This is a genomic window from Maricaulis virginensis, assembly GCF_027922185.1.
GTDB classification, from domain to species: Bacteria; Pseudomonadota; Alphaproteobacteria; order Caulobacterales; family Maricaulaceae; genus Maricaulis; species Maricaulis virginensis.
The window spans coordinates 145,236-163,867 of record NZ_BSFE01000003.1; the positions used below are offsets into that span (position 1 = coordinate 145,236).

General features: G+C 64.3%; 15 protein-coding genes. 9 read left to right on the forward strand and 6 right to left on the reverse strand.

Annotation, left to right across the window (positions count from 1 at the left end; all coding sequences use genetic code 11):
- The 4 genes from PKE71_RS06800 (at position 1) to PKE71_RS06815 (ending at position 6,736) form a co-directional block, all read left to right on the forward strand.
- A complete protein-coding gene (locus PKE71_RS06800) occupies positions 1-1,209 on the forward strand; it encodes an acyl-CoA dehydrogenase family protein (RefSeq protein ID WP_271186195.1) in 1,209 nt (402 codons plus the stop codon).
- A 19-nt stretch (positions 1,210-1,228) separates the two neighbouring features.
- Complete coding sequence (locus PKE71_RS06805; protein ID WP_271186196.1) at positions 1,229-2,344, forward strand: acyl-CoA dehydrogenase family protein; 1,116 nt, start codon at positions 1,229-1,231, stop codon at positions 2,342-2,344.
- Entirely contained in the window at positions 2,341-3,654 is a 1,314-nt protein-coding gene (locus PKE71_RS06810; protein WP_271186197.1) for an MFS transporter, read from the forward strand. The genes PKE71_RS06805 and PKE71_RS06810 overlap by 4 nt, the downstream gene beginning before the upstream one ends.
- 166 nt (positions 3,655-3,820) lie before the next feature.
- A complete protein-coding gene (locus PKE71_RS06815) occupies positions 3,821-6,736 on the forward strand; it encodes a TonB-dependent receptor plug domain-containing protein (protein ID WP_271186198.1) in 2,916 nt (971 codons plus the stop codon).
- A gap of 73 nt (positions 6,737-6,809) precedes the next feature.
- Here PKE71_RS06815 and PKE71_RS06820 read toward each other — a convergent pair whose 3' ends face one another.
- Positions 6,810-8,066, reverse strand: a complete 1,257-nt coding sequence (locus tag PKE71_RS06820; RefSeq protein ID WP_271186199.1) for a TetR/AcrR family transcriptional regulator — start codon at positions 8,064-8,066, stop codon at positions 6,810-6,812.
- Positions 8,067-8,400: 334 nt separating this feature from the next.
- Here PKE71_RS06820 and PKE71_RS06825 point away from each other — a divergent pair, with 334 nt between their 5' ends.
- The 3 genes from PKE71_RS06825 to PKE71_RS06835 are packed head-to-tail and all read left to right on the forward strand — an operon-like array spanning position 8,401 to position 10,412.
- Positions 8,401-8,688: a DUF1330 domain-containing protein gene (locus PKE71_RS06825; protein WP_271186200.1), complete on the forward strand. Its 288-nt coding sequence runs from the start codon at positions 8,401-8,403 to the stop codon at positions 8,686-8,688.
- Positions 8,689-8,691: 3 nt separating this feature from the next.
- Positions 8,692-9,639 (forward strand): aldo/keto reductase family protein, encoded by a 948-nt coding sequence (locus tag PKE71_RS06830; protein ID WP_271186201.1) that lies wholly within the window; start codon positions 8,692-8,694, stop codon positions 9,637-9,639.
- Complete coding sequence (locus tag PKE71_RS06835; protein ID WP_271186202.1) at positions 9,636-10,412, forward strand: thioesterase family protein; 777 nt, start codon at positions 9,636-9,638, stop codon at positions 10,410-10,412. The genes PKE71_RS06830 and PKE71_RS06835 overlap by 4 nt, the downstream gene beginning before the upstream one ends.
- Before the next feature lie 70 nt (positions 10,413-10,482).
- Here PKE71_RS06835 and PKE71_RS06840 read toward each other — a convergent pair whose 3' ends face one another.
- Together PKE71_RS06840 and PKE71_RS06845 are read right to left on the reverse strand one after the other, a co-directional pair.
- On the reverse strand, positions 10,483-11,622 hold the full coding sequence (locus tag PKE71_RS06840) for a DUF3089 domain-containing protein (RefSeq protein WP_271186203.1): 1,140 nt from the start codon (positions 11,620-11,622) through the stop codon (positions 10,483-10,485).
- An 11-nt stretch (positions 11,623-11,633) separates the two neighbouring features.
- Entirely contained in the window at positions 11,634-13,409 is a 1,776-nt protein-coding gene (locus PKE71_RS06845; protein ID WP_271186204.1) for a class I adenylate-forming enzyme family protein, read from the reverse strand.
- A 224-nt stretch (positions 13,410-13,633) separates the two neighbouring features.
- Between PKE71_RS06845 and PKE71_RS06850 the strand changes: the two genes are divergently transcribed.
- On the forward strand, positions 13,634-15,691 hold the full coding sequence (locus tag PKE71_RS06850) for a 3-hydroxyacyl-CoA dehydrogenase NAD-binding domain-containing protein (RefSeq protein ID WP_271186205.1): 2,058 nt from the start codon (positions 13,634-13,636) through the stop codon (positions 15,689-15,691).
- A 300-nt stretch (positions 15,692-15,991) separates the two neighbouring features.
- On the opposite strand, the gene PKE71_RS06855 is transcribed toward PKE71_RS06850, so the two are convergent.
- Positions 15,992-16,405 (reverse strand): hypothetical protein, encoded by a 414-nt coding sequence (locus PKE71_RS06855; protein WP_271186206.1) that lies wholly within the window; start codon positions 16,403-16,405, stop codon positions 15,992-15,994.
- A 154-nt stretch (positions 16,406-16,559) separates the two neighbouring features.
- On the opposite strand from PKE71_RS06855, the gene PKE71_RS06860 reads away from it, so the two are divergent.
- Complete coding sequence (locus PKE71_RS06860; protein ID WP_271186207.1) at positions 16,560-16,757, forward strand: CsbD family protein; 198 nt, start codon at positions 16,560-16,562, stop codon at positions 16,755-16,757.
- Between the two features lie 75 nt (positions 16,758-16,832).
- Here PKE71_RS06860 and PKE71_RS06865 read toward each other — a convergent pair whose 3' ends face one another.
- A complete protein-coding gene (locus PKE71_RS06865) occupies positions 16,833-18,011 on the reverse strand; it encodes a CaiB/BaiF CoA transferase family protein (RefSeq protein ID WP_271186208.1) in 1,179 nt (392 codons plus the stop codon).
- Positions 18,008-18,478, reverse strand: a complete 471-nt coding sequence (locus PKE71_RS06870) for a MarR family winged helix-turn-helix transcriptional regulator (protein ID WP_271186209.1) — start codon at positions 18,476-18,478, stop codon at positions 18,008-18,010. Before PKE71_RS06870 ends, PKE71_RS06865 begins: the two co-directional genes overlap by 4 nt.
- Positions 18,479-18,632 lie beyond the last annotated feature (154 nt).

The window sequence follows — 18,632 nt, forward strand, 5'->3', positions numbered from 1 at the left end:
ATGGCCACTGCAGAACTCACCAATCCCGCCGACGCCCTGGAGGCTTTCCGCAAGGAAGCGGCCGGCTGGCTGGCGGAGCATTTCCCGAAATCCCTGGTGGGCAAGGAAAACGTGCTCGCCACCGTCGAGGGCGGGTCCGATCCCGATCCCGAGGCCGTCGCCTGGAAGAGGGCGATGGGCGAAAAGGGCTGGGGCACACCGACCTGGCCGAAAGAGTATGGCGGCGGCGGGCTGAGCTATCCCGAAGCGCGGGTGCTGCAGGAAGAGATGGGCAGGATCGGCGCGTGGAACCCGATCGGCGGCATGGGTGTGATGATGCTCGGGCCGACCCTGCTGGAGTTTGCCTCGGAAGAGCAGAAGCAGCGGCATATCCCGCCGATCTGCCGCGGCGAGATCCGCTGGTGCCAGGGTTATTCCGAGCCGGGCGCCGGCTCCGACCTCGCCAGCCTGCAGACCAGGTGCGAGGACAAGGGCGATCACTGGCTGGTCAATGGCCAGAAGACCTGGACGTCCGGCGGGCAATGGGCCGACTGGTGTTTTGCCCTGGTGCGCACCGATACGTCGAAGAAGCATGAGGGCATTTCCTTCATCCTGCTGGACATGAAATCGCCGGGTGTCGAGGTGAAGCCGATCCGGATGATTTCCGGCACCTCGCCCTTCTGCGAGACCTTCTTCACCGATGTGAAAGTGCCCAAGGAGAACATCGTCGGCGATCTCGGCAATGGCTGGACGATCGGCAAGCGCCTGCTCCAGCACGAGCGCACCAATTTGTCCGGCGGCGGCAGCCTGGGCCGTGGCCAGGGACCCTCCCTCTCCGACATCGCCAAGCATTATGTCGGCACGGATGCTGAGGGCCGGATCGCCGATGCCGATCTGCGCATGCGCATCGTGCGTCACGAGATGGAGGCGCAGGCCTTCAAGGCGACGGCGCGCCGCGTGATGCTGGAATCCAAGAGCGGCAATATCTCGCTGGGCTCGTCCATCCTGAAGAATGTCGGCGCCCGCATCACCCAGGAACGCGCCGAGCTGACGCTGGAAATCATGGGCATGAACGGGCTGGGCTGGTCCGGCGACGGGTTCAATCCGGCCGAGCTGGGCGCGACCCGCGGCTGGCTGTGGGGCAAGGCGGTGTCGATCTATGGCGGCACGACGGAAATCCAGAACAATGTGATCGCCAAGCGCATCCTCGGGATGCTGGATCACCAGTAGGTGAAGGGGAGATAACGACATGGCCGTCCTGAACGAAGAACAGAGCATGCTGCGCGACATGGCGCGCGACTGGGCCAATGAGCAATCGCCGGTGACCGCTTTCCGCAAGGTGCGCGATGCGGGCGAGGCGATCGGCTTCGACCCGAAGGCTTTCGCGGCCCAGGCCGAGATGGGCTGGACCGGGGTGATCATTCCGGAAGCCTATGGCGGGTCGGATTTCGGCTATCTCAGCCTCGGCCTCGTGCTGGAGGAAACCGGCCGGACGCTGACGGCGAGCCCGCTGGGCACGACGGCGCTGGCGGCGACAAGTGCGCTCCTGCTGGCGGGCAGCGAAGCGCAGAAACAGGCCTGGCTGCCGAAGATCGCCTCGGGCGATGTCATTGCGGCGCTTGCGGTAGACGAGGGTCCGCGCCACGACCCGTCGAAGATCGCCACGAAAGCCGAGAAATCCGGCGATGGCTGGACGCTGAGCGGCACCAAGAAGTTTGTTGCGGAGGGAGACGGGGCGCACCTGTTTGTCGTTGCGGCACAGACCGGCAGCGGCATCGGCCTCTTCCTGGTGCCCGCCGATACCGGGGGCGTCAGCCGCGCTTCGCGCAATATGGTCGACGCCCGCAGCCATGCCGAAGTCAGCTTCGACGCGGTGAAGCTGGGCAGCGATGCGTTGATCGGGCCGGAAGATGGCGCTGGATTGCTCGACCAGGTGCTCGACCGGGCCCGGGCCGGTGTCGCGGCGGAGATGCTGGGGCTTGCCGTCCAGGCTTTCGACGACACGCTGGCCTATCTGAAAACCCGCGAACAGTTCGGCGAGATCCTGTCACGCTTCCAGGCGCTGCAACACCGCATGGCACACCAGTTCACCCAGATCGAGCTGATGCGTTCCGTTGTCGAGGGCGCGCTCGAGGCGATCGATACGGACCGCGACGACATCGCCGCGAAGGTCTCGCTGGCCAAGGCGACGGCCTGCGACACGCTGCACCTGGTCTCGCGCGAGATGATCCAGCTGCATGGCGGGATCGGCATGACCGACGAGCATCATGCCGGCTTCTACATAAAGCGGGCGCGCATCCTCGAGAACGCCTGGGGCAATGCCGCCTTCCACCGGGAGCGCTTTGCGCGCCTGGCCGGGTATTGAGCGGCGAACCCGGCAATCCCGCCCCGGCGGCCAATCGCACAAGAGCGGATGGTGGCGCGGGGCGGGAGCGTGCCTATGACCGGTTTGTCGAAGGCAATCTGAAGCGCAATTACGTCGCCCATTTCACGCACGGCATGCTGGGCATGACGGGCTTCCGCCTGATCTTTGCGCCGACCTTCGTGCCGGCCTATCTGCACATGCTGACCGGCTCGCCCTTCATGGTCGGGCTGGGCCAGGCGCTGATCCAGGCCGGCGCGATCGCCTCGCCCATCATGGGCGCGGCCCAGATCGAGCATCGCCGCCACGTCATGCCGGCGGCGATGACGATCGGCGTGCTGATGCGGCTGCAGCTGCTGGGGCTGGCGCTCGCCGGCTGGTTCCTGACCGGCCATGTCCTGCTGCTGGCGACCTTCCTGTTTCTCTTCCTGTTCGGCTTCTTCCTGGGCTCCCAGCGGGTCGCCTTCCAGGTGGTGCTGGCCAAGGTGATCCCGATCCGCCTGCGCGGGCGGCTGCAGGCCTGGCGCAACCTCGCCGGCGGGGCGATCGCGGCGGGCCTGTCCTGGTGGGCCGGGGTTTATCTGATCGACCCGAATGTGTTCGGCAATGGCTATGCGACGACCTTCATGGTCGCCTTCCTGCTGACCAGCGCCGGACTGGCCGCGCTCTGGCTGTTCATGCGCGAGCCCAGCAGTCCGACCGTCAAAACCCAGATGGGCATGCTCGACCGTATCCGGGAATTCCCGCTGCTCCTGGCCGACAGGGACTACCGCAACTTCCTCCTCTCCCTGGTCTTCGCGACCATGGGCCGGATCGCCATCCCCTTCTGTATCATCCATGCGGGCCGGCAGATGGAGGTGGACGGCGCCGCCATTGGCCTGTTCTCGCTGGCCTTTCTTGGTGCGGACACGGCGACCAATCTGATCTGGGGCACGATGGGGGATCGCTATGGATTCCGGATCACCTTCATCGGCACGCTGATCGTATGGCTCGTGTCGCTGGGGGCGATGATCACGGCGGTGGCGCCCTGGCAATTCCTGCTCGCCTTCTTCGGTCTGGGGGCAGCCATGTCCGGAAACATGATGAGCGTGACCACGCTCGTTCTGGAATTCGGCCACCGTGATGACATTCCCATGCGCCTGGCCCTGTCGACGACGGCGGAGACCTCGGTCGCGACCGCCGGTCCGCTCGTGGGCGGGCTGATGGCGGCGACGCTGGGACTGGTTCCCGTCTTTGCCCTGTCGATGGCCTGCCTGGCGATAGCGCTTTGCATTCTCGTGTTGGGAGTACGCGAACCGCGTCATCTGAAATAAGTTTACGTTTACGGAAACGGCAACTCTATTGCTCAATAATAACTAGATATATCGATGTATCTTTCTTGACGGCGTCAAATCTCATTGCTCTAATCGAATGCGCGGTATGTAAAAAATCATAAGCAGCCGCTCAGTCTGGGAGGAGATTATGACTGTGAAGGGTCTCATGCGTGCAAGCAGCGCGCTGACAGCCCTTGCGTTGACCGCGGGGCTTGGCTCCGCGGCATTGGCGCAAGACGACGCCCAGGGGCGTCAGGACGACGATGTCATCATCGTCACAGGTTCCGTTATTCAGGGGACACCCGAGAACGCCGCCCTGCCGGTCGATGTTCTCTCGTCGGAGGAACTCGCGCGGCTGGGCAATCCCTCGCCGGTCGAGTTGCTCAAGGCGCTGCCGGTTTCAAGCGGCGTCATCGGCGACACGAACCAGTTCGACAGCCGGTCGCAGGCGACCGAGGGCATGGCATCGGTGAACCTGCGCGGCCTCAGCCCGCAGCGCACGCTGGTCCTGCTCAACAACCGGCGCCTGGTGTCGGCGGGGACGGGGGTTCCCTTCGTCGACATCAACCTGCTGCCGCAGGCGGCGATCGGCCGGATCGAGATCCTGAAAGACGGTGCGGCGGCGATCTACGGGTCGGATGCCATCGGCGGCGTGGTGAACTTCATCACGCGGTCCGACCAGGACGGTTTCCGGGCCGGCGGGGACTACACCTTCATCGACGGCAGTTCCGGCGACTATACCGTCCACGGCAGCTGGGGTCGTCAGGGCGACAATTACAGCATCCTGCTGGCAGGGGGCTATCAGCATCGCGACGAACTGCTTGCGGTCGATCGCGACTTCGCTGTCATGGACTTTGAATCGAACCCGGAGGGCGGCTGGACCGGCGGCGGCAATCCCGCGACCTTCCTGCCGCTGGGGGTGATCCCGGGCGTCGGTGTTGCGCCGATCGGCGGGCTTCGCGCCGACCCGCAATGTGCGGCCCAGGGCGGTTATGTCACCGCGGCCGGATGGTGCCGGACGCAGTATACCGGCTTCGACGCCCTCGTTGAGGAAGAGGATCGCTACCAGCTCTACGGTCAGCTCGATGTCGAGATCGCCGAAGGCCTCGACTGGGATCTCAGCCTGCTCTACGGCAATGACGAGATTCCGCACTACCGGACTTCCCCGATGTATCTGCTGACCCAGGCACCGTCCGCGATTGCGGCGGTCGGCGGTTCGCCCAGCGGCTTCATCGTTCCGGGAAACAATCCGGGTTTCATCGAAATGGTGACCAATAATCCGGGCATCGTTCCGGCGGGCACTGTTGCGGCCCTGTTCCCGACCCTTCTCTTCCGTCCGCTGCTCGCGGGGGGGAACCCGGCCTTTATCGGCAATCCGGACGATCTGGGTGCCTCCACCGGGCGCCGCGAGAACGAGAGCTTCCGCATCTCGTCCGGCCTGACCGGGCAGATCTCGGACTCGCTGCAGTTCCAAGCGTCGGTCACCTATCACAAGTTCGAGCGCTATTTCGACGGCTACGACTCCTTCGGTGACCGTGTGCAGCTGGCGCTGCGCGGTTTCGGCGGTCCGAACTGCGATCCGGCGACTTCGGCGCCCGGGACGGGCGGCTGTCTGTGGCTGAACCCGTTCGGCAACCAGGTGAGCGGTGCCAATCCGAACACGCCCGAGCTGATCAACTGGTTCTTCGTCCACTCGACCAGCTTCCTGGAGACCGAGCTCTTCGTGGCTGACTTCACCCTGTCCGGCGATACCGGCTGGGAGCTGGCCGGCGGGCCGGTCCTGTTCGGGGCCGGGGCGCAGTACCGCAAGAACGACTTTGCGGCGACCTATGGCGACAACAACAATATTGCGGTGAATCCCTGCCGCGATACGCCGGTCACGGGATCCACCTCCTGCGCCCAGCAGAACGGGGCGCTGGCCTTCCTCGGATCGAATGCCGACTCGCAGGCAGACAATGACGTCTATGCCCTGTTCGGCGAGATGCAGCTGCCGGTGACGGACAATTTCAATGTCCAGCTGGCGGCCCGCTTCGAGGACTATGGCGGGGAGACCGGATCGACCTTCGATCCCAAGATCACCGCCCGCTGGCAGATCACCGACACCTTCGCCCTGCGGGGTTCTGCCGGTACGACGTTCCGCGGCCCGCCCGCGCAGCAATTGTCCGACCGGAATGTGACGTCGCTGCAGGTGATCGCGAACAGCTTCCGGCCGGTCGATGTCTACGGCAATCCGGCGCTGGCGCCGGAGACTGCGACGAACTACTCGATCGGTCTGCTGATCGACACGGGGGCCTTTACGGCCAGTGTCGACTACTTCCGCTACAAGATCGAGGACACGATCACCACCGAGCCGCTCTCCGGCATGGTGGCGACCATGTTCGCCGATCCCGCGAACTGCACGGATCCGGCGTTCGACGCCTTGCGTGAACGCTTCCAGTTCAATGATGGCGGCGGTGTCCCCGGGGCCGGAACCTGCGCTGTCGGGAATATTTCCCGCGTGCGGACCGGCTGGGTGAATGGCGGGGACCTGACCAGTTCCGGTGTCGACTTCATCGTCAATTACGACTTCGGTGACGTGCTGGGCGGCCAGCTCAATGCTGGCGTCACGGCCACCTACATGCTGGGCAACGAGCTTGGCGAAGAAGTGGTCGAGGGCATTGTCGTCCAGGACGGATTCGACGGTGTCGGCTTCCTGAACTTCCAGACCACCGCCTATCCGGTGCCGGAATGGAAGGCGCGCGGATTTGTCGAATATACCTACGGCAATTTCGATGCGCGGCTGACGATGAACTATATCGACAGCTATCGCGACCAGCGTGCCGACAGCGGCACGGGTCCGTTCGCGCCCAATACCAACATCCCCGGTGCGCCGGTGCTGATGCAGGGTGCGACGATCGACAGCCAGGTGACGACGGACTTCAACCTGATCTACAATTTCGGCGATGCGACCACGGTGTCCTTCACCGCGTTGAACATCACGGATGAAGATCCCAGCTTCGCGCGCCTGGACTACAATTACGATCCGTTCACCGGCAATCCGCTGGGCCGGGTCTTCCGTGTCGGGGTCAATACCGAGTTCTAGGTGTTATCCTGCCCGGACAAGAAGAAGGCCCCGGTCGTGCGACCGGGGCCTTTTTGTGTGTCTGGCAGGATGGCTAGCGCGGCCAGGCTTTCGGCGGGTCGGAGAACAGCCCGTAGGCGATTGTCGAGGCATAATAGGCAAAGGCCTGGGCCGGCGGCACGCGCTGGATCCAGTTGCGCAGGTCATAGGCCGAGTTGAGCGAGCCCATGACGGCCTGGCTGGCGATCAGTGGATCGATCGGCTTGACCGAGCCTTCCGTGATGCCGTCGATCATCATGCCGGCAAAGCGCCGCGCCATGCGGTTGGACTGGGCGATGACGTCATTGCGCAGCTCGTTCGGCAGGGCCTGCAGCGCGGTCGTGCGCACCAGCGGGAATTCCGAATAGAGCTGGATGTCCAAGAGGGTCGCGATCGAGGAGGCCAGTTGTTCCCAGTGGCTGCCACCGGCGCGAACGGCGGCGCGCTGGACCAGCGAGACGCGGCCATAGCTGCGGCGGAAGCATTCCAGCACCAGCTCGTCCTTGGCTTCCAGGTGGTGATAGAAGCTGCCCTTGGTGACGTTCAGCTCGGAGGCGATCTGTTCGACCGAAGCGCCGCGATAGCCGCGTTCATTGATCAGGAAGGTGGCGGCGCGGGCAAAATTGCCCGGCATGCCCTCGATCCCGACCCTCAGCGAGGACTCGTCGATCTGCAGCAACCGCGGCTCCCAGCTCGAGCCCTTCGGCGCAAAGCCGGTCTCGAACAGCTCGATGAGGCGCTTGCAGACGCGGTCATAGTCGCCGGTCGAGTATTGCGAGATCCAGGCCGGCAGCCAGAACATGTTCTGGACGAGCACGTGGGCGCGGATCGTGCCCAGCACCTTCTCCTCGTCATTGCGCGGCGGGTCGAAGAAGGTGCGCAGCTTGCGGAAGACCTGGACATAGCGCGCCGTCAGGTCGGAATTGTACGGCTCGTTGAGCGCGCGGATGTCCGAGAGCACCGCGACCGGGCGCTCCTCCTGCGCATTGATGGCGGCCTGGAGCTCGAAATTGCTGCGGATATAGCGGGCGATCCGCTCCTGCGGCGTGCGGCCCCGGGCCGCATCCTCGATCAGCGCCTCGATCCGCTCGAGCGAACGCTCCAGCACCGCCGAGGCCAGCAATTCCTTGCGCTTGAAGTAGTACGTGATGCTGGTCGTGTTGAGATCGACCAGCTGTGCGACATCGACAAAGGTCATGCCGCGCACGCCGTGCCGGTTGATCAGGGTGGCGGCGGCGTCGAGTATCCGCTCGCGTTTCTCCTGGAAGCGGCGCGTCTTCGCGCTGTCCAGTGTGTCAGGGGTCGCATTCATATCATTCGCTTAGCAGAGTTCGCGCCTATCGTCACGCGAGTGGGGAACCTCCCCGCCTTGCCTCCATTGAGCACATTATAACAGAAGCGGTACGGGTTTCGTTCAAAAAATTCCGTCTGCTCTTTGGTGTCTATACATCGGTGAAAACGTGACAATCCCCGCGGCTGAGTGTGGTGTCCCTGTGTTTACCGAAGAATGAGTATGCTGTAGCGTGCCGCTTGTGGTGCGCGGACGGGATTGATCCTTGCGCAAGCAGAAAATCCGAGGGAGGGGACATGTCCCTGTTCAGCCTGGACGGCCGCGCGGTGATTGAAGGCATGAAGGCGCGCCTGCCATGACCGTCTATGTCATCGCCCAGCTCGAGTTTACCGATGAGGCCCGCTACCGCACCTATCAGGCGGCGGCGACAAGGCTCTTCATGGAGAAGGGGATCCGCGTGCTGGCGGCCGACGAAGCGCCGGTCGTGCTCGAGGGTGACTGGTCTGGTGACAAGGTCGTGGTGATGGCCTTCGATGACGACGGCTCGGCGCGCGCCTTCCTGGAGGGGCCGGAATACCGGGCGATCTCCGAAGACCGGCGGGCGGGGGCACGCTCCACAGCCATCATGATCAAGGGGTTTTGAGCCATGCAATACCGGCAACTCGGCGACAGCGATCTGACCGTTTCGGAAATCTCGCTTGGCACCTGGCTGACCTTCGGTGTCGGTATCGAGCGCGAGAAGGCCATCGCCAGCCTGGACCAGGCCTTCGATCTGGGGATCAACTTCATCGATACGGCCAATGCCTATGGCTATGGCGCTGCGGAGAGCCTGCTGGGCGAGGCGCTGAAGGGCCGGCCGCGCGACAGCTATATCCTGGGCACCAAGGTCTTCGTGCCGATGAGCGAGACCGATTACGGCCTGTCCCGCGCCCAGATCGAGAAACAGCTCGACGCGTCGCTGAAGCGTCTCGATACCGATTATGTCGATCTCTACCAGTGCCACCGCTATGACGTGGATACGCCCCTGGAAGAGACGATGGAGGCGCTGAGCGATGCCGTGAAGGCCGGCAAGGTGCGCTATATCGGGTTTTCCGAATGGTCGCCCAAGCAGATCCAGGCTTCGCTGGACCTGCCCGGTGTCGAGAAATTTGTCTCCAGCCAGCCGCAATACTCCCTGCTGTGGCGGCGGCCGGAAAAGGCGGTCATTCCGCTGTGTGCTGAAAACGGGATTTCCCAGATCGTCTGGTCGCCGCTCGCCCAGGGCGTGCTGTCGGGCAAGTATCTGCCGGGCGATGCCCCGCCGCAGGACAGCCGTGCCTCCAGCGACAAGATGAACCGTCAGATGGGGCACTGGAACCGGCCGGAAGTGATCGAGGCGGTGCACCGGATGAAGCCGCTGGCCGATGAGGCCGGTGTCTCCATGGCGCAATTCGCCCTTGCCTGGGTGCTGCGCGAACCCAATGTTGCCTCGGCCATTGTCGGCGTCAGCCGGCCCGAACAGCTGGCGGCCAATGCGGCGGCCTCGGGCCTGAAGATCGATCCGGCCCTGTTTGAAAAGGCGGAAGCCATAGCTGCGGAGATACCGAGAGCGTGAGTCTGGTCGATATTCTTGCTGCCGCCGAAACGGGGGAGAACACCCTGACGGCGCGTGTTCCCGATACCTGGATGCAGGGCCGCACGGCCTATGGCGGCCTGTCCGCCGCGCTGGCCCTGGAGGCGGCGATCCGGTCCCAGCCGGACCTGCCGCCGCTGCGCTCGGCGCAGATCGCCTTTGTCGGCCCGCTGGCCGGTGAGGTGACGGTAGAAACCCGCCTCCTGCGCCGCGGCCGCACGGCGGCCTATATCGAGGCGAATGTCTTCGGCGATGGCACGCTGGGCCTGAAAGCACTCTTTGTCTTCATGACGGCGCTGGAGTCGGCCATCGACTATGCCGATGCGGCACGCCCCGATGCGCCGGCTCCGGAAGAGGCTGCGCCGGCCATGGCCAATCCGGATCCGAAATTCTTCACCGGCAATCTGGAATACCGCCACGCCCTGCCGATCGAGGAGCGGCACACCCCGGATTTCATGCGCTGGGTGCGCCTGAAGGCGCGCGAAGGTCTGCACCCGATGGTCGAGCTGATGGCGATCGGCGATGCCCTGCCGCCGGCAGCCATGGCGCTGTTCGAAAAGCCCGGCCCGATCAGCTCGATGACCTGGATGCTGAATGTCCTCACTGCAGAACCTGTGACGCGGGATGGCTGGTGGCTGTCCCGTTCGACCGCTGACCTCGTGCGCGACGGCTCGTCCAGCCAGGTGATGCAGATGTGGGATGCCGACCGCCAGCCGGTCGTCACCGGCATGCAGAGCGTGGCGATCTTCGTCTGACCAGGATTTTCAGCTGAAACAAAAAAGAAAGGCGGGCCCGCAAGCCCGCCTTTTGCACAAGAGGGAGCGGTTAGTGGCCGTAGGCGGCCGCCTGGCTTTCCACCAGAGCGATGAGATCGGCCTGGGCGATGCCGACATCGAGAAGATGCAGGCCCCAGTCGGGGAGGATCTCGCCATTGGCTACGACATCGCCGACGATGTCGTCGGCGCGCGGGTCGGCCGGGTCGCCATGGACCGTGACGGCGAAATAGTGACCGGCCTCACTGTTCACGCACTGGCCGGTCAGAAGGCCGGGCACGCGGACATAATCCGTCTCGATCTCCGGTCCGTCTGCGATCCAGGGTCCGGCTTCGGCCGATGAGGTAAAGGCGCCGCCTGTTGCGAGATAGGCGCCCAGCGGAGCGTCGGCATTGCCCGCAAGGTCGGCGGGATTGGTGCAGGCGACTTCCAGCGCGGGATCGCTCGTCTTGCCGAAGCGCGAGCCCTCCGGCGGCGGTGCGTCGGCGCGGAAGGTGACATAGCCGATGAAGCAGCCGGTCTCGTCCGGGGAACTACAGGGCAGGATGGCGTCGAAGGAGCCGCCCAGCGGCGCATCGACCGGTGTGGTGATGTTGAAGCCGATCAGCATCGCCGACAGCATCCGGTCCTGCACCGGCTGGCCGTCGACTTCGTTGGCGACGAGGGTTTCCAGCATCCGCGCGCCCTGGGAATGGCCGATCAGCACAAAGGGCCGGCCGTCATTGTCGTGTTCCAGATAGTGGGCGAACGAGGCGCGGACATCCATGTAGGCCTGCATCCCGTCGGCGCCGGTTCCGGTATTGCCCGCCATCATCTGGCGCAATGCGGTCAGCGTGACCTGGCGGTACATCGGCGCGAAGGTGCGGCACACCGAGCCGAAACGTGCAAACTGGGCAGCAATGACCCGGTTCTCCTCGTCATTGGCGACGAGGTCGCTGTTTCCGCCGGGATCGTTCGAGACGGTCGGATAGACGTAGAAACAGTCGACAGCCGGGTCGGACGCGGCTTCATGGGCCTCGATTTCCGTCGTGCCGTCGGCATGGACGATCGTGGTGTCCAGATCGATGGTGCAGGCATCCTCGCGGCCGGGCCGGCAAAGCCAGTTTTCCGCGGCGTCATAATCGGGCGGCGTATAGCCGGCGGGCTGGGCCAGGCTGGCAGCGCCGGCCAGGACGAATGTCGTAAACAGCATGCAGGTCTCCCCTAGACGGCTTCGGCCGCCTCCGTGTCGAACATGGGTTTCAGCTCGCTCTTGATGATCTTGCCATTGGCGTTGCGCGGCAGGGTCTCGCGGGTGAAGAGGATGCGCACCGGCGTCTTGAAGGCAGCCAGGTGCTGGCGCACCCAGTCCTGAAGTTCGGCCTCGGTCGCGCTCATCCCCGGGGCGAGGTGAACGACGGCAGCGGGTTCCTCGCCCAGCGTGCGGTGCGGGATGCCGACCAGGGCGGCATCGGTGACGGCCGGGTGGTCGTAGAGGACGTTCTCCACCTCGCTGGAATAGATGTTCTCGCCGCCACGGATGATGATGTCCTTGGCGCGGTCGACGATGTAGCAGAAGCCTTCCTCGTCGACGCGGGCGAGATCGCCGGTGCGCACCCAGCCATCGATGAAGGTCTGGGCTGTGGCCTCCGGATTGTTCCAGTAGCCGGCGACGATCTGCGGGCCGCGGGCCCACAGCTCGCCGACTTCGCCAACGGGAAGTTCCTGCGTGCCGTCCGGGCTCATGATCTTGATGTCGGAGACGGCGACCGGCGTGCCGCAGCTGTCGGGCCGGTTGAGATAATCTTCCGAGGCGTGGTGGGTGACGGTGGCCGAGGTCTCGGTCATGCCCCAGCCATTGCTCGGCAGCGCACCGAAGACCGAACGGATCTTGCGCACGAGGTCAGGCGCGGAGGGGGCGCCGCCATAGGCGATCGATTCCAGCGAGGAGAGGTCATACTTCTCGCGGTCAGGGTGTTCGATGAGCTGCCAGGCAATGGTCGGAACGCCGCCGGTGACGTTGACCTTCTCGCGCTCGATGATGCGGAAGGCGTCGACCGGATCCCATTTGCGCATGAAAACCATGGTGTTGCCGGCAAAGATGGCGCCCATCAGCGCGGCATTGCAGGCGGTGACGTGAAACAGCGGTATCACCGTCAGCATCGTCTTGGGTACCGGGTCCGGCGGAACTTCGCCGCGGCGGGCAAGGGTGCGGGCACCGGAATAGGCCGAGGAGAAGATATTGGTGAGAATGTTGCGATGGGTGCCCAGCGCGCCCTTCGGGTGCCCGGTGGTGCCGCTGGTGTAGAAAATGGTCGCATAAGTGTCCGGTTCGAGCCCCATAGAGGGAAGGTCCGTGTCACCTAGAGTGCCATAGCCGGACGGTGCGCCGATCACATCCTCCAGCCGGCGGGCCGGCGCGGCGAGCGGCGTCTTCGCGCGGCTGACGAGGACGGTCTCCAGTCCGGGAAGCTCGCCCATCACGGGAGCGATCCGTTCCCAGCGCTCCGCATCGCAGATCAGCGCGCGGGCGCCGCTGTCGGACAGGCCGTAGGCCAGCTCGGCGCCGGTCCACCAGGCGTTCAGCGGTACGGCGATCGCGCCGATGCTTGTGATGGCGAAGAAGGCGACCGGCCATTCCGGCAGATTGCGCATCGACAGGGCGACCCGGTCGCCGGGTTTCACACCGCTCCGCGCCAGCTCGGCGGCCAGTGTGGCCGTGGCGCGGAACCAGGCGTCATAGGTGATGCGCTCGTCCTCATAGATGGTGAAGAGCCGGTCCGGGTGTGTGGTGCGGGCATGGCGGGCGAGGTCGGGCAGCGATGGCAGGGCATTCTTCCACACGCGTGTGGGAACGCCGCGGATCTCGACCGTCTCCATCTCGAAGCGCGCGCCCGGAGCGCACAATGCCTGATTGATCGCGTCGAGCGAGGCGGCCGGCCAGCCTTCGGGCAATTGGTATGCCGGCGCCGTGTCAGGCGCCCCGGTTTGCTTTTCCATCCCAGGCAATCCTGTTTTCGGTTTGCGATTATCTTTGTTGATTGAACGATAGTGTTGATCGGGATGGGGCACAAGGCTTAAGCTAAATGCCAGTCGCATTGATGCGGTTGTCAACGATATCGAATGAAGGGTATGCATCCATCGCGGTGCATGCTTCCACCACAGAACATCAAAGGCCGCCGGTGCACGGGGCGCCGGAACGGTCCACACAACAGGAGACGGCAATGTCCGTGATCACCACACGCAGGGAAGGCGAGGTCCTGGTCGTGACCTCCAACAATCCGCCGGTCAACGCGCTGGGCCAGGCCGTGCGCGCCGGTCTGGCGGACGCCATGGCCGAGGCCGCCGGCGACGACGCCATCCAGGCGGTCGTGATCTGCTGCGAGGGGCGGACCTTCTTTGCCGGTGCCGACATCACCGAGTTCGGAAAACCGCCGGTCGGCCCGTCCCTGCCCGAAGTCATCGACGCCATCGAAGCGAGTGCGAAGCCCGTCGTCGCGGCCATTCATGGCACCGCGCTGGGCGGGGGGCTGGAAGTCGCGCTGGGGTGTCACTACCGGATCGCCGTCGCCTCTGCCAGGCTCGGACTGCCCGAGGTCAAGCTTGGCATCCTCCCCGGCGCCGGCGGTACCCAAAGACTGCCGCGCGTGGTCGGCGTGGCCGAGGCGCTGCCGATGATCGTCACCGGCAATCCGATCCCGGCCGCCCAGGCCGGGAAGATCGGCCTGGTCGACAAGCTGGTGGCGGAAGACGGGCTGGCTGAGTCAGGTGTGGCTTTCGCCCGCAGTGTCATCGGCAAGGCGGACCACCCGGTCTCTTCGAAGCGGACTGACAAGATCGGCGAGATCCCGTCGGACAGCGATTTCTTCGACGAGTTTCGCAAGACCCAGATGCGCCGCCTGAAAGGGTTCGAGGCGCCGGAAGCCTGTATCGAAGCCGTAAAGGCCGCGATCGACCTGCCTTACGAGGAAGGGGTGAAGAAGGAGCGTGAACTGTTCGGCAAGCTGGTCACCGGCACGCAGTCGAAAGCGCTGCGGCATGTCTTCTTTGCCGAACGGGCGGCTGCCAAGATCGACGGTATTCCGGCCGACACGCCGGTCCTGCCGGTCAAGAAGGTGGGCATTCTCGGTGCCGGCACGATGGGCGGCGGGATCGCGATGAATTTCCTCACCGCCGGCTATGCCGTCACCATTCTGGAGCGCGAGCAGGAGGCGCTGGATCGCGGCGTCTCGATCATCCGCAAGAATTACGAGCGCTCGGCCGCCAAGGGCCGTTTCACGGCCGACCAGGTCGAGCGGGCAATGGGCCTGCTCACGCCTACACTCGACATGAATGATCTGGCCGATTGCGATCTGGTGATCGAGGCCGTGTTCGAGAACATGGATGTGAAGAAGGACGTGTTCCGCAAGCTCGACGGCATCGTCAAGCCCGGCGCCATCCTGGCGTCGAACACCTCCTATCTGAATGTCGACGAGATGGCGGCGGAGACGAAGCGTCCCGGATCGGTGCTGGGCCTGCACTTCTTCTCGCCGGCCAATGTGATGCGCCTGCTGGAGATCGTCCGTGCGGCAAAGACCGAACCGGCCGTGCTCAAGACGGCGATGGATCTGGCCAAGAAGATCGGCAAGGTGGCGGTCGTGTCCGGCGTGTGCTTCGGCTTTATCGGCAACCGCATGCTGTCGCCGCGCCAGCGGGCCGCCCAGGCCATGCTGTTGCAGGGCGCCAAGCCCTGGGATGTCGACAAGGCGCTGACCGATTTCGGCATGCCGATGGGACCGTTCCAGATGTCGGACCTGGCCGGTCTCGATCTGGGCTGGGACAAGGCGAATTCGAAGAGCGAGACCATCCGCGACGTGCTGTGCGAGCGCGACCGCCGCGGCCAGAAGACCGGCAAGGGCTTTTACGATTACGACGAGAACCGCCGGCCGTCTCCGTCAAAGGAGGTCGAGGCGATTATCGACGAATTCGCGGCGAAATCCGGTCTGGAGCAGCGTGTCTTCTCGCAGGATGAAATCCGCGAGCGCCTGCTCTTCCCGATGATAAACGAGGGCGCGAAAATCCTCGAGGAGGGCATGGCCCAGCGCGCCTCCGACATCGATACGGTTTGGATCAACGGCTATGGCTGGCCGGCCTATACCGGCGGGCCGATGTTCTGGGCCGACACGATCGGGCTGGACAAGGTCGTTGCCGGCCTGAAGGCGCATGCTGCCGCGTCGGGCGCCGAGCCGGACATCTGCAAACTCCTCGAAGACAAGGCGGCCAAGGGCGAAACCTTCAACTAGGTCAGCCGTCCCTGGACGCAAGGGAGCGGGCCCCAAAACTCCCCGGGCCCGCTCCTTTTTTGTCTGGCGAGTGATGGCTTCGGCGGGGGGCGGCGAGCCGGCGCCTCTCCGGGAAGGGCGGGTTTCCGGGTGCACTGCGCGCGAAGTTGCGCTATAGTGCGGGTGTGAGCGACGCGGTGAAATTCTGCCTGCCGTAGCACTGCCGTCTGTTTGGACTGCAGGAGCGCTTTATGGGGTTCATGGCAGGCCCCATCTCACGCAAAGGGGGCTCCGGCCCCCTTTTTTGTTGATGTGTCGGCTTTATCGATGCGCGCGCAGCACGCGGCGGCCCTTTCGAAGCTCCTTTCGGTAGACGCGATCATTAATTCTGGTCAGCGAAACGAGGTAGATTTCGCGGCCGCATGCGGTTCCCTTTACGTATAGCCGGAAAACGGTGTGGAACTGGCGGGTGTCGACGTACAGGACGACGGCCGCCCTGGGCCTCTTGTTGCAGCGGTGGAACGCACCCATGCGCAGCGCAGAATGGACGATCTGATAGTGGCTGATGGGAAGTTCGGGATGGTGTGCCAGCTGCTTCTGTACGGTTTCGTAGGATAGAAGCACTTTGTTCGACCGGCACCCGAGATAGACCGAGACAACCGGGTCTACATGGCAGACGACCATTGTGTCTGTCCGTGATCCGGTATGCAGGCCGAGAAGGTGTTTGAAATCCATACGACGCCTGCCGGCATTGGGTGGTCGGGCGCCCTTTTATATTATTCTGATTGCATTGTGTGTAAATGCTCCTTTTCCGTGTTATTTCGGCCACCTCCCGGAACGCCTCCCGTCTATGGGCGTTGCTTTGGTGACGCTGAAAAGGAGATGTCCGATGAATGCCACGCAATTGAAGGGCAAATGGGAACAGTTCACCGGCGATGCCAAGCGCCAGTGGGGCAAGCTGACCGATGACGACATTGCGGTCGTCGAAGGCGATGCCGGCAAGCTTGCCGGCAAGATCCGCGAGCGCTACGGCAAGGACAAGGAAGAGGCCGAACGCGAGGTGAAGGACTGGATCGACGGTCTCTGATCGCTGCGGCTTTGCGCAAACGAAAAGGCCGGACACGCCGATAGCGCGGGTCCGGCCTTTTCATGTCTGGGATCGCTATCCGTCCCCGTCGAGACCGAGTTCGCGGCGGATATCCCGGGTGTGTTCGCCATGGCCGGGCGAGCGGCCGGTCTCGCCGACCGGGGCGCCGGACATGCGGATCGGGCTGCGGACGCCGGGAATGCCGTCGCGTTCGATACGGATACCGCGATGGGCAACCTGCGGATCGTCCAGGGCTTCCGCGACGGTGTTGATCGGCCCGGCCGGAATGCCGGCCGTTTCCAGCGCGTCGAGCCAGTAGCCGCGTGAATTGTGCTGCATGATGTTGGCGATATGCGTCGTCAGCTGTTCGCGATTGCCGACACGCTGGGCGTTGGTGCGGTTTTCCGCCAGCGTCTCTTCGCCCAGATCAAGCAGGCCCGCAAGGCGTTCGAACTGGCCGTCATTGCCGCAGGCGATGATGATATGCCCGTCCGAACAGGGAAATTCCTGATAGGGCACGATGGAGGGGTGGGCATTGCCGATCCGCTTGGGCGATTTGCCGGTGGCCAGATAATTCATCGCCTGGTTGCCCAGCACGCTGATCATCGAGTCCAGCAGGCCCATATCGATATGCTGGCCCTGGCCCGTTCGCTCACGCTGCAACAGGGCGGCCTCGATGGCGATCGTGCCGTAAAGGCCGGTGAAGATATCGGCGAAGGCAACGCCGAGGCGCTGGGGCGGCCGGTCCGGCTCGCCGGTCAGGTCCATGACGCCGCTCATCGCCTGGATCGCCAGGTCATAGCCGGCGCGATGGGCGTAGGGTCCGGTCTGGCCGAAACCGGTCACCGAACAGTAGACGAGGCGCGGATGGTCGGCTTTCAGGCTGTCATAATCGAGCCCGAACCTGGCCAGTCCGCCCACCTTGAAATTCTCCACCACGACGTCCGCCGTGCCGATCAGCGCTTTCACCATCGCCAGATCGTCGGCATTGCGGAAATCGGCGACGACCGACCGCTTGCCGCGATTGCAGGAATGGTAATAGGCGGCCGCCCGGCCGGAGGCATGATCGATCCAGGGCGGGCCCCAGGTGCGGGTATCGTCGCCGGCCGGGCTTTCCACCTTGATCACATCGGCGCCGAGATCGGCCAGCGTCTGGCCGATCCAGGGGCCGGCCAGGATGCGGGCCAGTTCGACGACGCGGACGCCGTCCAGCGCGCCACCTGGCAGGCCGCTGCCGGGCAGGGCGGTGCTCATCGCCCGATCTCGCCGGTATCGAGGAAGGGCGAGGCGTCCAGGTCCTCGGCATCCATCAGTTCCGCGATGCGCTGGAGCGAAGCGATCAGCATGTTCTGTTCCCACGGCTGGAGTGTGCGGAAGGATCGCAGGAAACCGGCCTGAAGCAATTCGGGCGAATTGTCGCCGGCTTCGCGGCCCTTGTCAGTCAGCTGAGCCAGGACGACGCGTTTGTCCCTGTCGCTCTTGACACGCTCGACCAGGCCGGCCTGGGTCAGCCGGTCAAGGATGGAGGTGATCGTCGCCTGGCTGAGCGATACGGCCCGGGCGATGGCGCTGGGCGACATCTCGCCACCCTTGCGCAATGTGTCGATCACCACGAGCTGCGGTGCGGTGAGGCCCGTCGCCTTCACCAGGCGTTTCGACTGCAGGTCGATGGCGCGGGTGATGCGCCGCAGGGCAATGAGAATTTCGTCGTGATCGCTCATTCGTTCAACCGTTCGCGTCCTGTCCGATCGATGTATCGCCGCTTTCCGGGCAATCCAACAGCTAAAGCCCGGGGCCGGCGATATATGCTTTGAATGCGTATCATGTGGCCGCCGTCTGCAATGGAGGTCCCGGGATGGTGAATTGCATCCGGAC

Coding starts and splice junctions, on each gene's coding strand:
- PKE71_RS06800 (WP_271186195.1), top strand. CDS start 1: ATGGCCACTGCAGAACTCACCAATCCCGCCGACGCCCTGGAGGCTTTC.
- PKE71_RS06805 (WP_271186196.1), top strand. CDS start 1,229: ATGGCCGTCCTGAACGAAGAACAGAGCATGCTGCGCGACATGGCGCGC.
- PKE71_RS06815 (WP_271186198.1), top strand. CDS start 3,821: ATGCGTGCAAGCAGCGCGCTGACAGCCCTTGCGTTGACCGCGGGGCTT.
- PKE71_RS06820 (WP_271186199.1), bottom strand. CDS start 8,066: ATGAATGCGACCCCTGACACACTGGACAGCGCGAAGACGCGCCGCTTC.
- PKE71_RS06825 (WP_271186200.1), top strand. CDS start 8,401: ATGACCGTCTATGTCATCGCCCAGCTCGAGTTTACCGATGAGGCCCGC.
- PKE71_RS06830 (WP_271186201.1), top strand. CDS start 8,692: ATGCAATACCGGCAACTCGGCGACAGCGATCTGACCGTTTCGGAAATC.
- PKE71_RS06840 (WP_271186203.1), bottom strand. CDS start 11,622: ATGCTGTTTACGACATTCGTCCTGGCCGGCGCTGCCAGCCTGGCCCAG.
- PKE71_RS06845 (WP_271186204.1), bottom strand. CDS start 13,409: ATGGAAAAGCAAACCGGGGCGCCTGACACGGCGCCGGCATACCAATTG.
- PKE71_RS06850 (WP_271186205.1), top strand. CDS start 13,634: ATGTCCGTGATCACCACACGCAGGGAAGGCGAGGTCCTGGTCGTGACC.
- PKE71_RS06855 (WP_271186206.1), bottom strand. CDS start 16,405: ATGGATTTCAAACACCTTCTCGGCCTGCATACCGGATCACGGACAGAC.
- PKE71_RS06860 (WP_271186207.1), top strand. CDS start 16,560: ATGAATGCCACGCAATTGAAGGGCAAATGGGAACAGTTCACCGGCGAT.
- PKE71_RS06865 (WP_271186208.1), bottom strand. CDS start 18,011: ATGAGCACCGCCCTGCCCGGCAGCGGCCTGCCAGGTGGCGCGCTGGAC.
- PKE71_RS06870 (WP_271186209.1), bottom strand. CDS start 18,478: ATGAGCGATCACGACGAAATTCTCATTGCCCTGCGGCGCATCACCCGC.